The sequence below is a fragment of the Mesorhizobium sp. M0074 genome (assembly GCF_040322975.1).
In the GTDB taxonomy this organism is placed as follows: Bacteria; Pseudomonadota; Alphaproteobacteria; order Rhizobiales; family Rhizobiaceae; genus Mesorhizobium.
This window is the reverse complement of the sequence record NZ_JAMYUM010000003.1, coordinates 295,769-313,395: the sequence shown is the minus strand read 5'-3', so window position 1 is coordinate 313,395 and position 17,627 is coordinate 295,769. Positions and strand designations below refer to the sequence as shown.

At 62.3% G+C, this 17,627-nt stretch carries 16 protein-coding genes; 9 read left to right on the top strand and 7 right to left on the bottom strand.

Translation table 11 applies throughout. The features are described from left to right. Nucleotides 1-60: 60 nt before the first annotated feature. The 4 genes from NKJ73_RS06665 to gltX all read left to right on the top strand — a co-directional run bounded on the left by NKJ73_RS06665 (nucleotide 61) and on the right by gltX (nucleotide 5,859). A complete protein-coding gene (locus NKJ73_RS06665) occupies nucleotides 61-1,743 on the top strand; it encodes an NAD+ synthase (protein WP_352568778.1) in 1,683 nt (560 codons plus the stop codon). Nucleotides 1,744-1,769: 26 nt separating this feature from the next. Further along, on the top strand, nucleotides 1,770-2,171 hold the full coding sequence (locus NKJ73_RS06660) for a GNAT family N-acetyltransferase (protein WP_352455666.1): 402 nt from the start codon (nucleotides 1,770-1,772) through the stop codon (nucleotides 2,169-2,171). A gap of 375 nt (nucleotides 2,172-2,546) precedes the next feature. After that, complete coding sequence (locus NKJ73_RS06655; protein WP_352568776.1) at nucleotides 2,547-4,352, top strand: ABC transporter ATP-binding protein; 1,806 nt, start codon at nucleotides 2,547-2,549, stop codon at nucleotides 4,350-4,352. A gap of 133 nt (nucleotides 4,353-4,485) precedes the next feature. Further along, complete coding sequence (gene gltX, locus NKJ73_RS06650) at nucleotides 4,486-5,859, top strand: glutamate--tRNA ligase (protein WP_352568775.1); 1,374 nt, start codon at nucleotides 4,486-4,488, stop codon at nucleotides 5,857-5,859. Here gltX and NKJ73_RS06645 read toward each other — a convergent pair. Next, complete coding sequence (locus NKJ73_RS06645) at nucleotides 5,777-6,991, bottom strand: DUF2865 domain-containing protein (RefSeq protein ID WP_352568774.1); 1,215 nt, start codon at nucleotides 6,989-6,991, stop codon at nucleotides 5,777-5,779. The genes gltX and NKJ73_RS06645 overlap by 83 nt on opposite strands. Nucleotides 6,992-7,254: 263 nt before the next feature. Here NKJ73_RS06645 and NKJ73_RS06640 point away from each other — a divergent pair, with 263 nt between their 5' ends. Next, the gene (locus NKJ73_RS06640) at nucleotides 7,255-7,875 is read left to right on the top strand and encodes a DUF1287 domain-containing protein (protein ID WP_051406245.1); all 621 of its coding nucleotides are present in this window, start codon (nucleotides 7,255-7,257) and stop codon (nucleotides 7,873-7,875) included. Between the two features lie 12 nt (nucleotides 7,876-7,887). Here the strand turns inward: NKJ73_RS06640 and NKJ73_RS06635 are convergent, their stop codons facing one another. From NKJ73_RS06635 to NKJ73_RS06615, 5 genes are all read right to left on the bottom strand, one after another. Then, nucleotides 7,888-10,212 (bottom strand): NADP-dependent malic enzyme, encoded by a 2,325-nt coding sequence (locus tag NKJ73_RS06635; RefSeq protein ID WP_352568773.1) that lies wholly within the window; start codon nucleotides 10,210-10,212, stop codon nucleotides 7,888-7,890. Between the two features lie 214 nt (nucleotides 10,213-10,426). Beyond that, nucleotides 10,427-10,735 (bottom strand): hypothetical protein, encoded by a 309-nt coding sequence (locus NKJ73_RS06630; protein WP_352568772.1) that lies wholly within the window; start codon nucleotides 10,733-10,735, stop codon nucleotides 10,427-10,429. Further along, nucleotides 10,732-10,995 carry a hypothetical protein gene (locus NKJ73_RS06625; protein WP_352568771.1) on the bottom strand — a complete coding sequence of 88 codons (264 nt, stop codon included), beginning with the start codon at nucleotides 10,993-10,995 and terminating at the stop codon, nucleotides 10,732-10,734. Before NKJ73_RS06625 ends, NKJ73_RS06630 begins: the two co-directional genes overlap by 4 nt. Before the next feature lie 52 nt (nucleotides 10,996-11,047). Further along, nucleotides 11,048-11,347, bottom strand: a complete 300-nt coding sequence (locus tag NKJ73_RS06620; protein WP_352568770.1) for a hypothetical protein — start codon at nucleotides 11,345-11,347, stop codon at nucleotides 11,048-11,050. A 163-nt stretch (nucleotides 11,348-11,510) separates the two neighbouring features. Continuing rightward, nucleotides 11,511-12,290, bottom strand: coding sequence for an SDR family oxidoreductase (locus NKJ73_RS06615; RefSeq protein WP_352448726.1), 780 nt, complete (start codon nucleotides 12,288-12,290; stop codon nucleotides 11,511-11,513). Between the two features lie 120 nt (nucleotides 12,291-12,410). Here NKJ73_RS06615 and NKJ73_RS06610 point away from each other — a divergent pair, with 120 nt between their 5' ends. Further along, nucleotides 12,411-13,232 carry a UDP-2,3-diacylglucosamine diphosphatase gene (locus NKJ73_RS06610; protein WP_352568769.1) on the top strand — a complete coding sequence of 274 codons (822 nt, stop codon included), beginning with the start codon at nucleotides 12,411-12,413 and terminating at the stop codon, nucleotides 13,230-13,232. A 127-nt stretch (nucleotides 13,233-13,359) separates the two neighbouring features. Continuing rightward, nucleotides 13,360-14,577 (top strand): MFS transporter, encoded by a 1,218-nt coding sequence (locus NKJ73_RS06605; RefSeq protein ID WP_352568767.1) that lies wholly within the window; start codon nucleotides 13,360-13,362, stop codon nucleotides 14,575-14,577. Here NKJ73_RS06605 and dgcA read toward each other — a convergent pair. Next, the gene (dgcA, locus tag NKJ73_RS06600) at nucleotides 14,548-15,531 is read right to left on the bottom strand and encodes an N-acetyl-D-Glu racemase DgcA (protein ID WP_352568765.1); all 984 of its coding nucleotides are present in this window, start codon (nucleotides 15,529-15,531) and stop codon (nucleotides 14,548-14,550) included. The two genes, NKJ73_RS06605 and dgcA, sit on opposite strands and share 30 nt — an antisense overlap. A gap of 78 nt (nucleotides 15,532-15,609) precedes the next feature. Here dgcA and NKJ73_RS06595 point away from each other — a divergent pair, with 78 nt between their 5' ends. Next, nucleotides 15,610-16,794, top strand: coding sequence for an MlaE family ABC transporter permease (locus NKJ73_RS06595; RefSeq protein ID WP_352568764.1), 1,185 nt, complete (start codon nucleotides 15,610-15,612; stop codon nucleotides 16,792-16,794). Between the two features lies 1 nt (nucleotide 16,795). Further along, the gene (locus NKJ73_RS06590) at nucleotides 16,796-17,614 is read left to right on the top strand and encodes an ABC transporter ATP-binding protein (RefSeq protein WP_352568763.1); all 819 of its coding nucleotides are present in this window, start codon (nucleotides 16,796-16,798) and stop codon (nucleotides 17,612-17,614) included. Nucleotides 17,615-17,627 lie beyond the last annotated feature (13 nt).

The following is a 17,627-nucleotide window of genomic DNA, read 5'->3' as shown; positions in this document are numbered from 1 at the left end:
ACTGTTTGGTCCAAACGAACGCCATTGCTCGACGAATTTTGCCGCGCTAAACCCACGGGCATGACAGACAAGACCGCTCCAGACATATTGCGCATCGCCGTCGCCCAGCTCAATCCGACGGTCGGCGACGTCGCCGGCAATCTTGCCAAGGCACGCGAGGCGAGGGCGGATGCCGCCCGCCAAGGCGCCGACCTCGTGCTGTTTACCGAGCTTTTCCTTGCCGGCTATCCGCCTGAGGATCTGGTGCTGAAGCCCGCCTTCCTGAAGGCCTGCGAGCGGGCGGCGGAGGATTTCGCCGGCGATACCGCCGACGGCGGCCCGGGTTTCGTCATCGGCACGCCGTTGAAGCGCAAGACCGGCACGCACAATTCGATCATCTTTGCCGATGGCGGCAAGATCCTTGCCGAACGCTACAAGCTCGATCTGCCGAATTACGGTGAGTTCGACGAGAAGCGCGTCTTCCAGGCCGGCCCCGAGATCCAGGGGCCGGTCAATTTCCGCGGCGTGCGCGTGGGAGTGCCGATCTGCGAAGATATCTGGGGCGAGGTTGCCGTCTGCGAGACGCTGGCCGAAAGCGGCGCGGAAATCCTGCTGGTCCCGAACGGCTCGCCCTATTACCGCGGCAAGGTCGACGTCCGCCACCAGATCGTCATCCGCCAGGTCATCGAATGCGGACTGCCGATTATCTATGCCAACCAGCTTGGCGGCCAGGACGAGCTGGTTTTCGATGGCGCATCGTTTGCCATAGGTTCTGACAAGACGCTGGCCTTCCAGATGAGCCAGTTCGAGGAGACGGTCAACGTCACCACCTGGAAGCGAAAGAATGACATCTGGGTCTGCTCTGACGGACCGATGTCGAAAATCCCGGAGAAGGAGGAGGCCGACTACCGCGCCTGCATGTTGGGCCTGCGCGATTACGTCAACAAGAACGGCTTCAAGAATGTCGTGCTCGGCCTTTCCGGCGGCATCGATTCGGCGATCTGCGCGGCACTTGCCGTCGATGCGCTGGGCGAGGAACGGCTGCGCGCCGTGATGATGCCTTACCGCTACACTTCGAAGGACTCGCTGAAGGATGCCGAGGACTGCGCCCGCGCACTCGGCTGCCGCTACGATATCGTGCCGATCTTCGAGCCGGTCGAGGGCTTCCTGCACACGTTGACACAGCTTTTCGAGGGCACCAAGGAAGGCATCACCGAGGAAAACCTGCAGAGCCGGGCCCGCGGCACCATCCTGATGGCGATTTCCAACAAATTCGGCTCGATGGTGGTCACCACCGGCAACAAAAGCGAGATGTCGGTCGGCTACGCGACGCTCTATGGCGACATGAATGGCGGCTTCAATCCGATCAAGGACCTCTACAAGATGCAGGTCTATGCGCTGTCGCGCTGGCGCAACGCGCATATGCCGCCGGGTGCGCTCGGTCCGTCCGGCGAGGTGATCCCGAACAACATCATCGACAAGGCGCCCTCGGCGGAACTGCGAGAGAACCAGACGGACCAGGATTCGCTGCCGCCCTATCCGGTGCTCGACGACATATTGGAATGTCTGGTCGAAAACGAGATGGGTGTCGACGACATCGTTGCGCGCGGCCATGACCGGGCGACGGTGACGCGCGTCGAGCACCTGCTTTACGTCGCCGAATACAAGCGCCGGCAGGCGGCGCCCGGCGTGAAGATCACCAGGAAGAACTTTGGCCGCGACCGCCGCTATCCCATTACCAACCGGTTCAGGGATGGCGGGTAGGCGATTGGCTGCATAACGGTTTAGCCATGGCCAACCTTGAAATCAGCTTCGACCTGTCGCGGATCGATTTCCGGGCGACGTCCGACATTTTGAAGGAGAGCTATTGGGGCAGTGGCCGCAGCGACGAACAGCACCACCGCGCCTTCGCCAACTCACTGTGCGTCGGCGCCTATGTCGGCGGCAATCAGGTCGGCTTCGGCCGGGCGATCACCGACCGTACGGTATTTGCCTATCTCGCCGACATAATTGTCTGGCCGGGGTATCGCGGACAAGGCATCGGAACCCGGCTTGTCCAGGCGCTTATCGACCACCCGGACGTCAAGACGGTCACGCATTGGAGCCTGTCGACCAACGACGCCCATGCGGTTTACGAGAAGCTCGGCTTCAGGCCTTCCACCGACGGCCGCTATATGCGCTTCGACCGATGAGGGCGCACAACCCGCGATTGTTGCAAAATCGTCTCACTGCTTGGACCAGATGCGCTTTGGGCTATCTAGTGACTTGGCGCGGCGTTGAGGCGTCTCTATAAACACCTCTCCGCGATTCCCCTTCAGGAGGAACCGAATGCCAGGATTTGACATCGTTATGCGAGGCCGCGAAGCCTAGGTCTTGGTCAGCGCGCCGCGAGATAGCCTCGCGGCAAGGCTGAACCGAGGCAGGTATTTCGCCGCTGCCGGTCGCCGCCCCTCTACAGGGCCGCCAAATACGCCAAACCTCCGCATCTCCGGGCGCCTAGCGGCGCCGACGCGGTATTTCAATTTCTACTTTCGTGGGATCGGGCTCGTTTGCGCCCGAATGACATCATGACTCGTTTTCGAATAGATTTGCGCGCGGGCGCCTTTCGCAGCGTTCTTGGCTTCACGCTCAGCCATTGGCGGCGTCAGCCGTGGCGGCTTGCCGGCATTATGGGCACGTTCCTGCTCTCGACCTTGGCCGACGTGCTGACGCCGCTCTATTCCGGCCGGCTGGTGGATGCCGTCGCCAGCAGTGCTGCGGCCGACGATGTTGCGTGGAACGCGGCGACAGCGGCCTTTTCGATGCTGGTGGCCCTGGCGCTCACCGGTGTCGTGCTGCGCAATCTCGCCTTCATGGCCATTGTCGAGCTGACGTTGAAGATGATGGCGGATATCGCCGCCGACGCCTTCCACCGCGTCCAGCGCTTCTCCACCGACTGGCACGCCAACAGCTTCGCCGGATCGACGGTGCGCAAGATAACGCGCGGCATGTGGGCGCTCGACCTGCTCAACGACACGATCCTGATCGCGCTGCTGCCATCGGTCGTCATGCTCGTCGGCTCGACGCTGCTGCTTGGCTGGTTTTGGCCGCTGATGGGTGCTGTCGTCGCCACCGGTTCGGTTCTGTTCATCGCGGTGACGACGATGCTGTCGCTTGGCTATGTCGCGCCCGCGGCAAGGCTTGCCAATGCGTGGGATACACGGCTCGGCGGCTCGCTGGCCGACGCGGTGAGCTGCAACGCCGTGGTCAAGGGTTTTGGCGCCGAGGAACGCGAGGAGACGCGGCTTGCCGAGGTCGTCGCTAAATGGCGCGGTCGCACGCGCCGCACCTGGATGCGCGGCACCGTCAACGGCACCACGCAAGGGACGATGCTGCTGCTTTTGAGGGCAGCGGTTATCGGATTCTCCCTGCTGTTGTGGTCGTGGGGGCAGGCGAGCGCCGGCGACGTCGCCTTCGTGTTGACCTCATTCTTCGTGCTGCAAGGCTATCTGCGCGACATCGGCACACATATCCGCAATCTGCAGCGCTCGATCAACGACATGGAGGAACTGGTCGACTTCCAGTCCGAACCACTCGGCATCGAGGATCGGCCCGGAGCCAAACCGATCCGGATCACCGATGGCCGTATCACCTTCGACAAGGTCACGTTCCATTATGGCAGCCACCGCCTGCCGCTCTATCGCGACTTTTCGGTGGACATCGCGCCGGGCGAACGGGTTGGGCTGGTTGGCCATTCGGGCTCCGGCAAGACGACATTCGTCAAGCTGATCCAGCGCCTCTACGACGTGACTGCGGGCAATATCCTGATCGACGGCCAGGATATTGCCAATGTGGCGCAGGCGTCGCTGCGCGCACAGATCGCGATTGTCCAGCAGGAGCCGATCCTGTTTCACCGGTCGCTGGCCGAAAACATCGCCTATGCCCGGCCGGCCGCCATGCAGGCCGAGATCGAGCACGCGGCGCGATTGGCCAGCGCGCATGACTTCATCGCCAATTTGCCGAAAGGCTATGGCACGCTGGTCGGCGAGCGTGGCGTAAAGCTATCGGGTGGTGAGCGTCAACGCGTTGCAATCGCACGCGCCTTTCTTGCCGATGCGCGCATTCTCATCCTGGATGAGGCAACGTCGAGCCTCGATTCGGAATCGGAGGTGCTGATCCAGCAGGCGATGGAGCGCTTGATGGTCGGCCGCACGACGCTGGTCATTGCCCACCGGCTGTCGACGGTGCGGGCGCTGGACAGGCTTTTGGTGTTCGATCGCGGCCGCATCGTCGAAGAGGGCTCGCATGACCAGCTGATCCGGCTGCAAGGCGGCATCTACCGCCGGCTGTTCGAACGCCAGGCGCTTGAGCTGACCAAAGGCATGGTGATCTGACGGTTGCGGCGCCGCGCGTCCTGATGGACGCGTGGCGCTGCAGTCTTTTCTTCGCCTTCGTCATGTTCTATGTCTGCCGCCGAGCGCGGGGGCGCGTCTTGTCAATAGCAAAACCATCCGGTACGCCCCGCTCATGACAGTTACCGTCCGTTTCGCCCCGTCACCGACCGGCCGCATCCATATCGGCAATGCGCGCACCGCTCTGTTCAACTGGCTGTTCGCCATCAAGAACAAGGGCCGCTTCATCCAGCGCTTCGACGACACCGACGTTGCCCGTTCGACGCAGGAATTTTCCGACGCCATCCTTTATGACCTGCATTGGCTGGGCATCTTCCCCGACGCCACGGAGTATCAGTCGCGGCGGGTCGAAATCTATGATGCCGCACTGCAGAAGCTGAAGGAGGCGCGCCTCGTCTATGCCTGCTATGAGACGCCTGAAGAGCTCGACCTGAGGCGCAAGGTGCGCCGCACGCGTGGCCTGCCGCCAGTCTATGGCCGCGAGGCGCTGACGCTGGCACCCGAGCAGGTGGCGGAATATGAGGCCGATGGCCGGCGGCCGCACTGGCGCTTTCTGCTGCCCAACTTCAGCAGCGATCCGCTGCAGCCGGAGCGCACCGAAATCCAGTGGAACGACCTGGTGCGCGGCGAAGAGACCGTCGACCTCGCCTCGCTTTCAGACCCGGTTCTGCGGCGTGAGGACGGCACCTACCTCTATACATTGCCTTCGGTTGTCGACGACATCGACATGGGCGTCAGCCATGTCATTCGCGGCGACGACCACGTCACCAATACCGGCGTCCAGATAGCCCTGTTCCGAGCACTTGGCGCGGAGCCGCCGGTGTTCGGCCACCACAATCTCCTGACAACGGCATCAGGCGAGGGACTTTCGAAGCGCACCGGCGCGCTGTCCATCCAGAGCCTGCGTGAGAGCGGCATCGAGCCGATGGCGATCGCTTCGCTGGCGGTGCTCGTCGGCACCTCGGAAAACGTCGTGGCGGTGCCAACGATGGCCGAGCTAGCCGAGCGCTTCGATCCGGCTGCAACATCGAAATCCGCCGCCAAATTCGACCCGGACGAGCTCTTCGTGCTCAACCGCACGCTGCTGCATCACATGCCGTTTTCCGAGGCGCGCGACCGGCTGATCGTGCTCGGCATCTCCGGCGAACAGGCCGAGCCTTTCTGGCTGGCCGTGCGCGGCAATCTCGACAGGCTGGCCGATGCGGCGATCTGGTGGCGTACGCTTCGAGACGGTCCAGAGGAGCCGGCGGAGTTTTCCGACGATGACCGCGACTTTCTTCGCCAGGCGTTCGAACTGCTGCCGGAGGAGCCTTGGAACGGCACCGTCTGGAAAGACTGGACCGGCAAGATCCGAGAGGCGAGCGGCCGTAAGGGCAAGGCGCTGTTCATGCCGCTCAGGCTGGCGCTTACGGGACAGCCTTCGGGTCCGGAGCTTGCAGATCTGTTGCCGCTGCTGGGTCGGGAAGGAACGTTGGCCCGACGACCCTGACCTTGCGCTGTTCTGGCGGGGGCAGGGACGTCGGCGAAGGCACGGGCTTGACGGCAAGGCGTCTGATCGCCTCACGGTCGAGACCGTCTTGCGCATTGGCCAAGGACTCCGGGTCGGCGCCCGGATCAGGCCTAGCAACCGGCAGCGGAATGAACGGGGTACTCTCTACATTCGCCTCAGATTGTGCCCGGGTTGGCGGGTTGCCGGCGATGATCTCGAAATTCTGCGCGGCATTGCAGCCGCAGGTCGGCGGCCGCGGCATGTCGGACTGCTTGTAGAGGTAGGCCGTCGGCAGTTCGATATAAGGCCTGCCGGTCACCGAAGACGTCATGGACGCCGAATCGCCATTCATGCCGCGCGTGTAGAAAACCTGCATTTCTGTGCCGGGGCAGCTCGATTCGCAATTCTTCTGGTCGCGCTCGAAATCGCCCAGTGAGGCGGCATTCGACATCGGAAAGAAATAACCGTCGCAGGTCCGCACGCACATGGTGCGGAATTCGCCTCGCGGCTGGCCCAACTCGTCGGCGTTGTTGAGCATGGTGCGAATGTTGCGCGGCTGACTTAGTTCTTCAGCCTGGTCGGGCTCTTCAGGCTGATCGGGCGCACCGGGTTCAGTTGCGTCACTGCCCAAAAGCTGGTCGAGCAGGTTTCGCTTGCCGTTTTCACGGCTGGCTTCGCGGACCGGCGCGGGCGTCCGCGCCGCCCCATCATCGCGGCAGCCATTGGCGTCAAGCAGCGTCAATATGCGCGCGCGATCGCGTCGCGAACCACCGCCGGCAAGGTCGGCGCGCTTGGCCTGGAGGGCGTCGAGATTGGCTGCCATGCGATCGATGGTGGCGTCGAGTGCCGCGCATGCATTGGCGTTGCGGCGAGACAGCGAAAAGCCGCAGCCGGCGCTGCTGGCCTGGCTGACGGCCTTTGAAATCTGCTGGCGCTGCCGGACGATTGCGTCGTCATATTTCCTGAGCAAAGCCGGTTTGCCGCCGCCACCACGAGAAGCGGCGGCAAGATCGGCTTCAAGCTGGCGGCAGAGGCGCGGAGCGGCCTGCGCCTGAGTGACGGCAATGCCGCACAGTAGCAGAGCGCCGAGCAGCGCGGCGGCCCGCGTCAGCTTCCAACATGCGCCCGTCATCCCTCCGAAACTCCGCCTGCCTGTCGTTCAGAAAGCTACCGCGCTTGCGGTTAACCGTTTGTTTAGCATACCGCCGATTCCGGCTTCATCCCAAATCGGATGGCTTGCGCCGGTGCGCGGCTTCGACCACGACCAGCGCTGTCATATCGACCACGCCGCACGACATACTCGGACAGAGCCACGACCGAGACATCCTGGCGATGCACGAAAAAGGCGTATTCGCCCAGAAGAATGCCCGGATCCAGAATGCCCGGAGGCTTGGCATGACCGCGATTACCCGTCGAGCCGCAGTGCAGTTTGGTCTTTTGTGCCTGGCGATGCCGGATGCCATGGCGCAGGAAAAGCCCATCACGCCGGATTGGGGTACCAAATTGGTCGAAGCTGCCCGTGAGCAGATCGGCGTCACCATGCTCTACGATCCGACCTATACACGCCTGGCCTATCCGGGCGGGGACGTTGGGCCCGAGCGGGGTGTGTGCACGGATGTCGTGATCCGTGCCTATCGCCGCGCCTTCGATCTCGACCTGCAAGAATTGGTGCATGAGGATATGCGGGCCAATTTTGCCGCCTATCCGAAGGCTTGGGGCTTGAAGGCGCCCGACCGCAACATCGACCACCGCCGTGTGCCCAACCTTGCGGTCTATTTCGAGCGGCGCGGTGCTGCCTTGCCCGTCAGCCAAGACCCGGCCGACTATCGGCCAGGGGATCTCATCGCCCAGATGCTGCCCGGCAATCTGTCGCATATTGCCATCGTGTCGTCCAATCGCTCCACTTTGGTACCGACAAGAAGACTGGTCATTCACAATATCGGCGGCGGCGCCAGGGAAGAGGACACTTTGTTTGCCTTCAGGCAGACAGGACATTTCCGGTTCAGGCCAATCTGAGAAAGCCCGCGGCTATTCCAGATCGACGATGGCTTGCGCCTTGTGCGCGGCTTCGACCACGGCCAGTGCCGTCATATTGACGACGCCGCGCGACGTCACCGACGGCGTCAATATATGCGCCGGGCTGTCGGTGCCGAGCAGGATCGGGCCGACATGCAGCGCGTCCATCATTGTGCGCAGCGCCGTCAGTGTGATGTTCGCCGAATCGAGATTGGGGAACACCAGCAGATTGGCTTCGCCTTTCAGCCGCGAATGCGGATAGACGCGTTGGCGCAGCTGCTCCGATAGTGCCGAGTCGGCATGCATCTCGCCGTCGCATTGCAGGTCGGGCGCGATGCGCGCCAGGATTGCCGCTGCCTGCCGCATCTTCATGGCGCTTGGCGAATCGCGAGAGCCGAAATCAGAATGCGAAAGCAGGGCTGCCTTGGGCTCGATGCCGAAACGCTGAATTTCCTCGGCCGCCAAAACGGTCATTTCCGCTATTTCTTCGGCGGTCGGGTCGACGGAGACATGGGTGTCGGTGAGGAAAATGATGCCGCGCTGCGAGATCAGCATGGAGAGCGTCGACAGGTCGCGATCCCTAATGCCGGCGCGTGGCCCGATGATCAACGTCACGTTGCGCAGATGGCGCTCGAATCGGCCTTCGAGGCCGCAGACCATGGCGTCGGCGTCGCCGCGCTTCAGGGCAAGGGCCGCGATCACCGTATTATCGGTGCGCACCATGGTGCGCGCGGCTTCCGTCGTCACCCCACGCCGGCCGGCAAGCTCGATCAAAAGGTCGACATAGTGGCGGTAACGCGGATCGTCTTCCGGGTTGATCAAGCCGAAATCGATGCCCGGCTTGATGCGCAGCCCGTAGCGCTTCAGCCGCACCTCGATGACATGCGGGCGGCCGATCAGGATCGGTTCGGCAATGCCTTCCTCGAGCACGACCTGCGCGGCGCGAAGCACGCGCTCGTCCTCGCCGTCGGCATAAATGACGCGCTTGGCGCTCGACGTCTTGGCCATCGAGAATACCGGCTTCATGACCAGGCCGGAGCGGAAGACGAAGCGGTTCAGCTTGTCGATATAGGCGGCGAAATCTGTGATCGGCCGGGTCGCGACGCCGGTCTCGCACGCTGCCTTGGCGACAGCAGGGGCAATGCGCAGGATCAGCCGCGGATCGAAAGGCGAGGGGATCAGGAACTCCGGACCAAAGATCGGCGTCTCGCCGGAATAGGCACGCGCGGCAACGTCGGACGGCTCTTCGCGGGCAAGCGCTGCAATCGCTCGCACGGCGGCCATTTTCATCTCTTCGTTGATGGCGCTTGCACCACAATCCAGCGCGCCACGGAAGATGTAGGGAAAACAGAGTACGTTGTTGACTTGGTTGGGGAAATCGGAGCGGCCTGTGCAGATCATCGCGTCGGGCCGTGCTGCCCGCGCCGCTTCCGGCATGATCTCGGGATTGGGGTTGGCCAGCGCGAGGATCAACGGCTTGGGCGCCATGTGGTGGAGCAGTTCCGGTTTCAGTACGCCGGCGGCAGACAGGCCGAGAAACACGTCGGCGCCGGGCAGAACGTCAGCCAGCGCGCGCGCCTCGGTATCCTTCACGTAGGGGTCTTTCCAGCGGTCCATCTCCTCGACGCGGCCCTTATGGGCGACCCCGAACCGGTCGGTGACCCAGATGTTTTCGACCCGCGCGCCGAGCGAGACCAGAAGGTTGAGGCACGCAAGCGCCGCAGCACCTGCGCCCGACGTGACGATCTTGATGTCGGAGATGGACTTGCCGGCGAATTCCAGCCCATTGAGCACAGCGGCGGCGACGATGATGGCGGTGCCGTGCTGGTCGTCATGGAAGACCGGTATGCCCATGCGGGCTTTCAACTGTTCCTCGACTTCGAAGCATTCGGGCGCCTTGATGTCTTCCAGGTTGATGCCGCCGAAGGTTGGTTCCAGCGCCGAGATCGTCTCGACCATGCGCTCGATGCCCGGTGCATCGATCTCGATGTCGAAGACGTCGATGCCGGCGAACTTCTTGAACAGTACGGCCTTGCCTTCCATCACCGGCTTGGAGGCGAGCGGACCGATATTGCCGAGGCCCAGCACCGCCGAACCGTTGGTGACAACGCCGACCAGATTGGCGCGGGCTGTATAGTCGGCGGCGGTTGCCGGGTCGTCGCGGATTTCAAGGCAGGGGGCGGCGACCCCCGGCGAATAGGCAAGCGCCAGGTCGCGCTGATTGCCCAGTGGCTTCGTCGCCTGGATTTCCAGCTTTCCGGGACGGGGGTGCTTATGGAAATAGAGCGCTGCTTCGTCGAGGTCGGATCGGGCCGCCTTCTTGCTTTCGCCTGTCATGACGGCCGCCTCCTCAGTTCAGTCCGTTTGGTGTTTTGAGTCTCTTAGCATGCAGCCGCAGCTTTTCGAGGGGTGATATGTCGCAAGCGCGACGCTCTGCCTCGCATTAGCCTAACTTTGCGATCTGCTGTGGAAGATGTTTGCGACGAAGTAGTGCTGCGGCGAGCTATGTCGGCGCCGGTTCGAATGATCATTATGTGTGGAGGGCGGTCGCTTAGTTCTCGACGATAAAGGTGCCGTCCGTGTCTTGGTAGACGAACAACTCGACGGCGTCGTGCTTTTGACGGTCGGTCGAGATCGCGACGAAGTCATCCCCTTCCAAGTGAAAGGTAATCTCTTGATCGGTAGATGTGACGCGTTCGATGTGCGAACCGCTTGCTGCGTCACTCATGCGCAGCGACACCTCTGAATAGGCGGTAAGGCCGGTGCCGTCGGAGAAAAGAACAGTAATCCCGTACCCTTCTTCACTTCTTCCAACGGACCGTATCGACTTGCCGATCATTCTTTCTGCGAAGGTTTTCACAGTACTCCTCCCGATCCGTCGTTAGGAGAAACAGGATCAGTCGGTGGCAGGCGAACCTTGGCTTTAGCAATCATCCATTCGACTACTTCAACGGAAACCTCGGGCTGACCTAAGGTAATCGTCATCTTTCCATCAATGTCCGAGAAAAAAATCTCGCCCACTATGTGATTGTCCTGGTCGACGAGCTCCAGGTACATGCCATCCCGTTGAACATCACTGCCAATCGTTGCTTCATAATTCCGCCCGGCCAGTTCAACCATGCCGCCAGTATCTGCGAAAGACGCAAGGCCCGCAATGGATGGAAAGCGGACGCTACAGTCCCGTCGAAAGGCGGCTCTGCAGCGCTTGCACCTCTTCTCGCGAAAGGGGCGCGCTCTCGTCTGACAGGAAGAACAGAACCTCCAAGACGCCCTCGTCCGCAAAGTTGAAGTCGTCGCTCATGATCAGCGCATCGGCAACATAGGCGGCGGCTTGGACCGGGAGCGTGCCGTCCGCCAGCCCGTTAACCAGCACGTCCACATGCCGACGGTCAATGATCGTATTTGGCCCCTCAGTGATGATGACATGCCCCACGGAGCCAGGCTTGGATGCGGCGGTCACGCATTCGGTCACTTCGGCTTCAATCTCCTGCCAAAGCTCGTCCGGTAGTTTGTCGCCGTTGAGGAAGGATACGAGGGACGAGTGTTGCATTGGCGGAGCTTATGCTGATGGCTACAACGTCCGCAATGGGTCGTTTCCCGCCGTTCCCAGCGGATACCAAAGCGTCAGATACCCACTAAAACGCGCTGACATAGAGGCCGCCGTCCACCGGTATGTTCTGTCCGGTCAGATAGCCGGCATGGACCGAGCACAGGAAGGCGCAGATCTGGCCGAATTCCTCCGGCGTGCCGAGTCGCTTGGCCGGAACATTGGCCGCTGCTTGCGCCTTGCGCGCGGCGGCGGCGGCCGGATCTTCGGGCGTGCCGGCCTCGTGCGGGCCGCGCAGCCGGTCGGTATCGAGTTTTCCCGGCAGCATGTTGTTGATCGTCACATTGCGGTCGATCACCGTGCGCGCGACGCCGGCGAGGAACGAAGTGAGGCCGGCGCGGGCGCCGGACGACAGGTCGAGGCCGGGGATAGGAACATAGACCGACAGCGAGGTGATGTTGACGATGCGGCCGAAGCCGCGCGCCGCCATGCCGTCGATCACCGCCTGAACCAGTTCGACAGGGGTCACCATGTTCTGGGTGACGCCTTCGAGGATCTTTTCGCGGTCGAGCGCGCGGAAATCGCGAAACGGCGGACCGCCATTGTTGTTGACGAGGATGTCGGGATCGGGGCAGGCGGCAAGCAGCGCCTTCTGGACATCGGGCTTGGATACGTCGCCGACGATTTCGGTCACCTTGACGCCGAATTTCTCGCGCAGTTCAGCGGCAGTTTTGGCCAGCACGTCGGCGTTGCGGCCATTGACCACCAGATCGCAACCTGCCTCTGCCAGTGCCATGGCGCAGCCGCGTCCCAAGCCTTTGCTGGAAGCGCAGACGATGGCCTTCTTGCCGCGAATGCCGAGATCCATGGTGATTTTCTCCTCCGATTGCCGCGGCAACCTATCCGGATGGCTGGACCAATCGCAACCGTCATACGGTTGTTGCATGAATCGGGGCATAGCCTCACGCGAAAGCAACGGTGACAAATGATGTCCGGCGCAGAGCCCCGCACTTTCCGCAGCATGTTCATCTCCGACGTCCATCTCGGATCGAAGGCGGCGAAGGCCGAGTTCCTGATCGATTTCCTGCGCCATCACGATGCCGATATCATCTATCTCGTCGGCGACATCGTCGACGGCTGGCGCTTGAGACGAAGCTGGCATTGGCCGCAGAGCCACAATGACGTCGTCCAGAAATTGCTGCGCAAGGCGCGCAAGGGCGCCAGCATCACCTACATCGCCGGCAATCACGACGAGTTCGCGCGCCAGTTCCAGGGCGTGCATTTCGGCGGCATTGTCGTCGCCGATCGCGCCATCCACGAGACGGCCGATGGCAAACGCCTTCTTGTCATCCATGGCGACCAGTTCGACACCGTCGTCCATAATGCGCGCTGGCTGGCCTATCTCGGCGACTACGCCTATGACGCGGCGATGCTGGTCAACCGCGTCATCACGCGCCTGCGCCAGGTGCTCGGCCTGCCTTACTGGTCGTTCTCGTCCTGGGCCAAGGTCAAGGTCAAGAAGGCGGTGAATTTCATCGGCTCGTTCCAGACCGTGCTGACCGAGGAGGCGCGCCGCTCGCATGTCGACGGCGTGATCTGCGGGCACATCCACCATGCCGCGATCGAACGCTATGAGGACGTGCAATACATCAACACCGGCGATTGGGTGGAGAGCTGCACGGCGGTGGTCGAGCATTTTGACGGCCGGATGGAGATCCTGCACTGGGCGCATGTCCTGCCGGAGACTCCGGTCGGCAGCGAGGTGCTCGTGCCGATCGACATCAAGGGCAGGGCAGTCCAGGCGGCTTGACCAAATCCGGCCGCATCTCGCTTCAATCGGTTAGTCCAGCGGTTTCATCGACTTTTTCGCCGTGTTAAGCAGCGGCAGGTGTGGCGGGCCGACCCGGCTGAATGCCGTGCCGACGGATCGCCTGTCAATGTCCTCGCTGCCGCCGCTTTCGCCCGAACAGCTCGTCAAGCCACGCCATTTCGAACTGCGCATGAGCTTGATCTTCTTTACGCTCTTCGTTCCGCTCGGGACGCATGTGCCGTATTTCCCGCTGTGGCTGCAGGCGAAGGGGTTCCATGCCGAACAGATAGCCGTGATCCTCGCCGCGCCGATGTTCCTGCGCGTGGCGACGACGCCTTTTCTTACTGCGCTGGCAGACAAAGCGAGCGACCGCGCCAATGTCTATGTTGCGCTGGTCGCCGCATCGCTGATCCTGTCCGCCGGCTACCTCCTGCCGCCGACCTACGCAACGGTACTTGCCGTGTCGTTGGCCCTGACGGTCGTCTGGACGCCGCATTCGCCGATTGCCGATTCGCTCGCCCTTTCAGGTGTTCGCCGCTTCGGCTCGAATTACGCAAGCATGCGCAAATGGGGCTCGATCTCCTATCTCTGCGCCAATCTCGCCGGCGGTTTCATCCTGTCGGCGAGCGGTGCCCAGGCTGTCCCGGTGATCATCTTCGCGGCGCTGTTTGCCGCGCTAGCCGCCGGACTGATTGCGCCGCGCCTCGGCCGTCCACGCCGCGCCTCGCCGCTTTCGGCCGCCGATATCCAGCAATCGGCACCGAAACTCCTCAACCGGTACTTCCTCTATTTTTCGACAGGCGTCGGCGTCATCACCGCCAGCCACGCATTTCTCTACGGTTTCGTGTCGATCTACTGGAAGTCGATCGGCATCAGCGATTCGGTTGTCGGGCTTCTGTGGGGGTGGGGCGTCGTCGCCGAGATATGCATGTTCGTCGTTTTCACCCGCGCTTTCGCCTCCTTCTCGGTCGTCTCGATCATGCTGATTGCCGGGATTGGCGCGATCGTGCGCTGGTTCGCCTTTCCGCTGATCTGGCCGCTTGGGCTTGGCGTTGGCGGGTTTTTCGCGATCCAGACGCTGCACGCGGTTTCTGTGGCGCTGGTGCTGATCGGTCTGCAAAAGATGATCGGTGAGACGGTCGCGGAAGAACGCACCGGGGCGGCGCAAGGCATCGCCTACTTCTCCAATGGCTTCTTCATGGCGGCGGCGACGCTGATTTCCGGTCCTCTTTACGACCGCTTCGGCGCGAATGGCTTCTTTGCGATGATCCCGATCGCCCTGACGGGCCTGGCTCTGATCGGGCTTGCCGCGCGTTCAGCCCCACAGCGCCCGCTCGGGTGGTGACACCAGCGAACCTTGGTAGACGAGACCGGGAACGCGGTCGCGGGCCAGCAGCAGCGGACCGTCGAGATCGACGAAATCGGCATCCTGCGCCAACAGCACGGCCGGCGCCATCGCAAGCGATGTGCCGACCATACAGCCGACCATGACACCAAGACCCAGTTCGCGGGCGCGGTCGCGAAGCACGAGTGCAGCGGTCAGGCCACCCGATTTGTCGAGCTTGATGTTGACGGCGTCATAAAGGCCGACAAGCGCTTCAAGGTCCTTCGCCTCGTGCACGCTTTCGTCGGCACAGATCGGTACCGGATGCGCGATGTGGCGAAGAATACGGTCATGTCCCGCCGGCAGCGGCTGTTCGATCAAGGCGATACCGTGCTCGGCGGCAAAGGCGAGGTTTGCGACGATATTGTCGTCATTCCAGCCCTCATTGGCGTCGAGAATGATTCGGCTGTCGGGTGCTGCCGCCGTCACTGCACGGATGCGCGCGATGTCGTTGTCGCCGCCGATCTTGACCTTGAGTAGCGGGCGCTGGGCGTTAGCGCGGGCCTGCGCCGCCATCGCCTCCGGCTCGGCGAGCGACAATGTATACGCCGTCTCAAGCGGTCGTAACGGAACGGTTCGTATCGTATGCGCCACCGGTGTTCCGCTGATCTTCGCTTCCAGGTCCCAGAGCGCGCAGTCGATGGCACTGCGTGCCGCGCCGGCAGGCATGGCATTGAGCAGGGCGATGCGGCTGATGCCGCGCGAGATCTCGCTGCGCATCGCCTCGATCGCGTCGCGCACACCCTCCATGGTCTCGCCATAGCGCTTGTAAGGGACGCATTCGCCGCGTCCTGTACGGCCGTTTTCGGTGATGGCGCAGGAAATCACCTCCGCTTCGGTCTTCGAGCCGCGCGAAATGGTAAAGGTCCCGGCTATCGGAAAGCGCTCGGCCTCGACCGAAATGACACGCGCCATATTTTTCTGCTCCAGCTGTGCGACAAGGAGGATATCGGCAAATCGACAGGTCGGCCCCGTCAGGCTAAACAGGATGCCATGTTGACCATCCGCAAACGCGACGCAAGCGGCCCTGCCACGGAGCCCGACCACCAGCCGCGCATCGCGATCGGCGAGGAGGGCGACGTTCTCGGCTGCGCTTTCTCGGGAACCTGGACGACACGTACCGTTGCCCTGGTCGATGCCGAGATGCGTAAGATCGAGAAGCGCGGCGGCTTCAAGACGCTGGCGCTCGACCTTTCACAAATCGAGAAGATGGACACTGCCGGGGCGTGGCTGATCGACCGCCTGGTCAGCAGCTTCGAAAAGAAGAGCGTCGAGATCACGATGCAGGGGCAAAGCGAGATTGCCTCGATCCTGCTCGGCGCCGTCGGTGATGCGGTCCGACGCGAGCCCGAATCAGGTCCGGCAAAGCCGCCCAACATCATCATTCGCGGGCTCGAGGCGGTTGGCCGGCGCGTTTATGAGATGCGCGACGATTTCCTGGCCGCAATGAATATCCTCGGCGCCACGATACGCGGCTCGCAGATGAAGCTTGGCCGTGGCCATGCCGTCAACATGGCGGCGATCTTCAACCAGATCGATCGCATGGGTGTCGGCGCCATACCGGTAGTCGTGCTGATGTCGGCCATCGTCGGTGCGATCGTCGCCCAGCAAGGCGCTTATCAGCTCAGCTATTTCGGCGCCGACATCTTCGTCGTCGACCTGGTCGGGGTGCTGATCCTGCGCGAGCTCGGCGTGCTGATGACGGCGATCATGATCGCCGGCCGCTCCGGCAGTGCGATCACCGCCGAGATCGGCTCGATGAAGATGCGCGAGGAGGTCGATGCGCTGAAGGTGATCGGTCTTAATCCAATCGGCGTGCTGGTGTTTCCGCGGCTGGTCGCGCTGGTCATCGCGCTGCCTTGCCTGACGATCGTCGCCAACTTTGCCGCGTTGGGCGGCGGCATTTTGGCTGCATGGCTCTACTCCGATATTGCACCGGCAGCGTTCATCGACCGGCTGCGTGTCGCAATCGACCTCAGCACCATCTTTGCCGGCCTGATCAAGGCGCCGTTCATGGCCATGATCATCGGCATAATTGCCTCGGTCGAGGGCATGAAGGTTGGCGGCAGCGCCGAATCGCTTGGCCAGCATGTGACCGCCTCAGTGGTGAAGTCGATCTTCGTGGTCATTATCCTCGACGGGCTTTTCGCCATGTTCTATGCAGCGATCGAGTTCTGACATGGCGCTGCCGGGCACAAACACGACCAAGGTGGCGGCGAAAGCCAAAGAAGACGAGATCGTGCTGTCGGCGCACGACATCACGGTGTCGTTCGGCGACCAGGTCGTTCTCGACAAATTGTCGCTCGATATCTGGCGCGGGGAGATTCTCGGCTTCGTCGGTGCCTCCGGTGCCGGCAAATCTGTTCTCTTGCGCACCATCCTTGGCTTGACGCGCAAGCAATCGGGAACAATCAAACTGTTCGGCGTTGACGTCGAGAAGGCAACCGAAAGGGAGCGCCTTCGCATCGACATGCGGCTTGGCGTGCTGTTCCAGCATGGCGCCCTTTTTTCGGCGCTGACGGTCCTCGAAAACGTCCAGGTGCCGATGCGCGAATATCTCGATTTGCCGAAGAAGCTGATGGACGAACTTGCCATGCTCAAGGTCGAGCTGGTCGGATTGCCGCCGGATGCGGCGCAGAAATTCCCCTCCGAGCTCTCCGGCGGCATGATCAAGCGTGCTGCGCTGGCGCGCGCCCTGGCACTCGACCCGGATATCGTTTTCCTCGACGAACCGACGTCCGGGCTCGATCCGATCAGCGCGGCTGAGTTCGACGAATTGGTCGTCAAGCTGCGCGATACGATGGATTTGACCGTGTATATGGTCACACACGATCTCGACACGCTGTTTACGGCGTGCGACCGCGTGGCGGTGCTCGGCAACAAGAAAATGCTGGTCGAGGGCACGATCGACGACATGCTCAGGAGCGAGGAACCCTGGGTAAAATCCTATTTCCGCGGAAAACGCGCCCGGCAACTTGATCTTGCGGCGCGCGCATAGCCATAAGTGAGCA

Excerpts from the sequence above, each read along its gene's own strand:
- NKJ73_RS06665 (WP_352568778.1), top strand. The coding sequence starts at position 61 with ATGACAGACAAGACCGCTCCAGACATATTGCGCATCGCCGTCGCCCAG.
- NKJ73_RS06660 (WP_352455666.1), top strand. The coding sequence starts at position 1,770 with ATGGCCAACCTTGAAATCAGCTTCGACCTGTCGCGGATCGATTTCCGG.
- NKJ73_RS06655 (WP_352568776.1), top strand. The coding sequence starts at position 2,547 with ATGACTCGTTTTCGAATAGATTTGCGCGCGGGCGCCTTTCGCAGCGTT.
- gltX (WP_352568775.1), top strand. The coding sequence starts at position 4,486 with ATGACAGTTACCGTCCGTTTCGCCCCGTCACCGACCGGCCGCATCCAT.
- NKJ73_RS06645 (WP_352568774.1), bottom strand. The coding sequence starts at position 6,991 with ATGACGGGCGCATGTTGGAAGCTGACGCGGGCCGCCGCGCTGCTCGGC.
- NKJ73_RS06640 (WP_051406245.1), top strand. The coding sequence starts at position 7,255 with ATGACCGCGATTACCCGTCGAGCCGCAGTGCAGTTTGGTCTTTTGTGC.
- NKJ73_RS06635 (WP_352568773.1), bottom strand. The coding sequence starts at position 10,212 with ATGACAGGCGAAAGCAAGAAGGCGGCCCGATCCGACCTCGACGAAGCA.
- NKJ73_RS06625 (WP_352568771.1), bottom strand. The coding sequence starts at position 10,995 with ATGGTTGAACTGGCCGGGCGGAATTATGAAGCAACGATTGGCAGTGAT.
- NKJ73_RS06615 (WP_352448726.1), bottom strand. The coding sequence starts at position 12,290 with ATGGATCTCGGCATTCGCGGCAAGAAGGCCATCGTCTGCGCTTCCAGC.
- NKJ73_RS06610 (WP_352568769.1), top strand. The coding sequence starts at position 12,411 with ATGTCCGGCGCAGAGCCCCGCACTTTCCGCAGCATGTTCATCTCCGAC.
- NKJ73_RS06605 (WP_352568767.1), top strand. The coding sequence starts at position 13,360 with ATGTCCTCGCTGCCGCCGCTTTCGCCCGAACAGCTCGTCAAGCCACGC.
- dgcA (WP_352568765.1), bottom strand. The coding sequence starts at position 15,531 with ATGGCGCGTGTCATTTCGGTCGAGGCCGAGCGCTTTCCGATAGCCGGG.
- NKJ73_RS06595 (WP_352568764.1), top strand. The coding sequence starts at position 15,610 with ATGTTGACCATCCGCAAACGCGACGCAAGCGGCCCTGCCACGGAGCCC.
- NKJ73_RS06590 (WP_352568763.1), top strand. The coding sequence starts at position 16,796 with ATGGCGCTGCCGGGCACAAACACGACCAAGGTGGCGGCGAAAGCCAAA.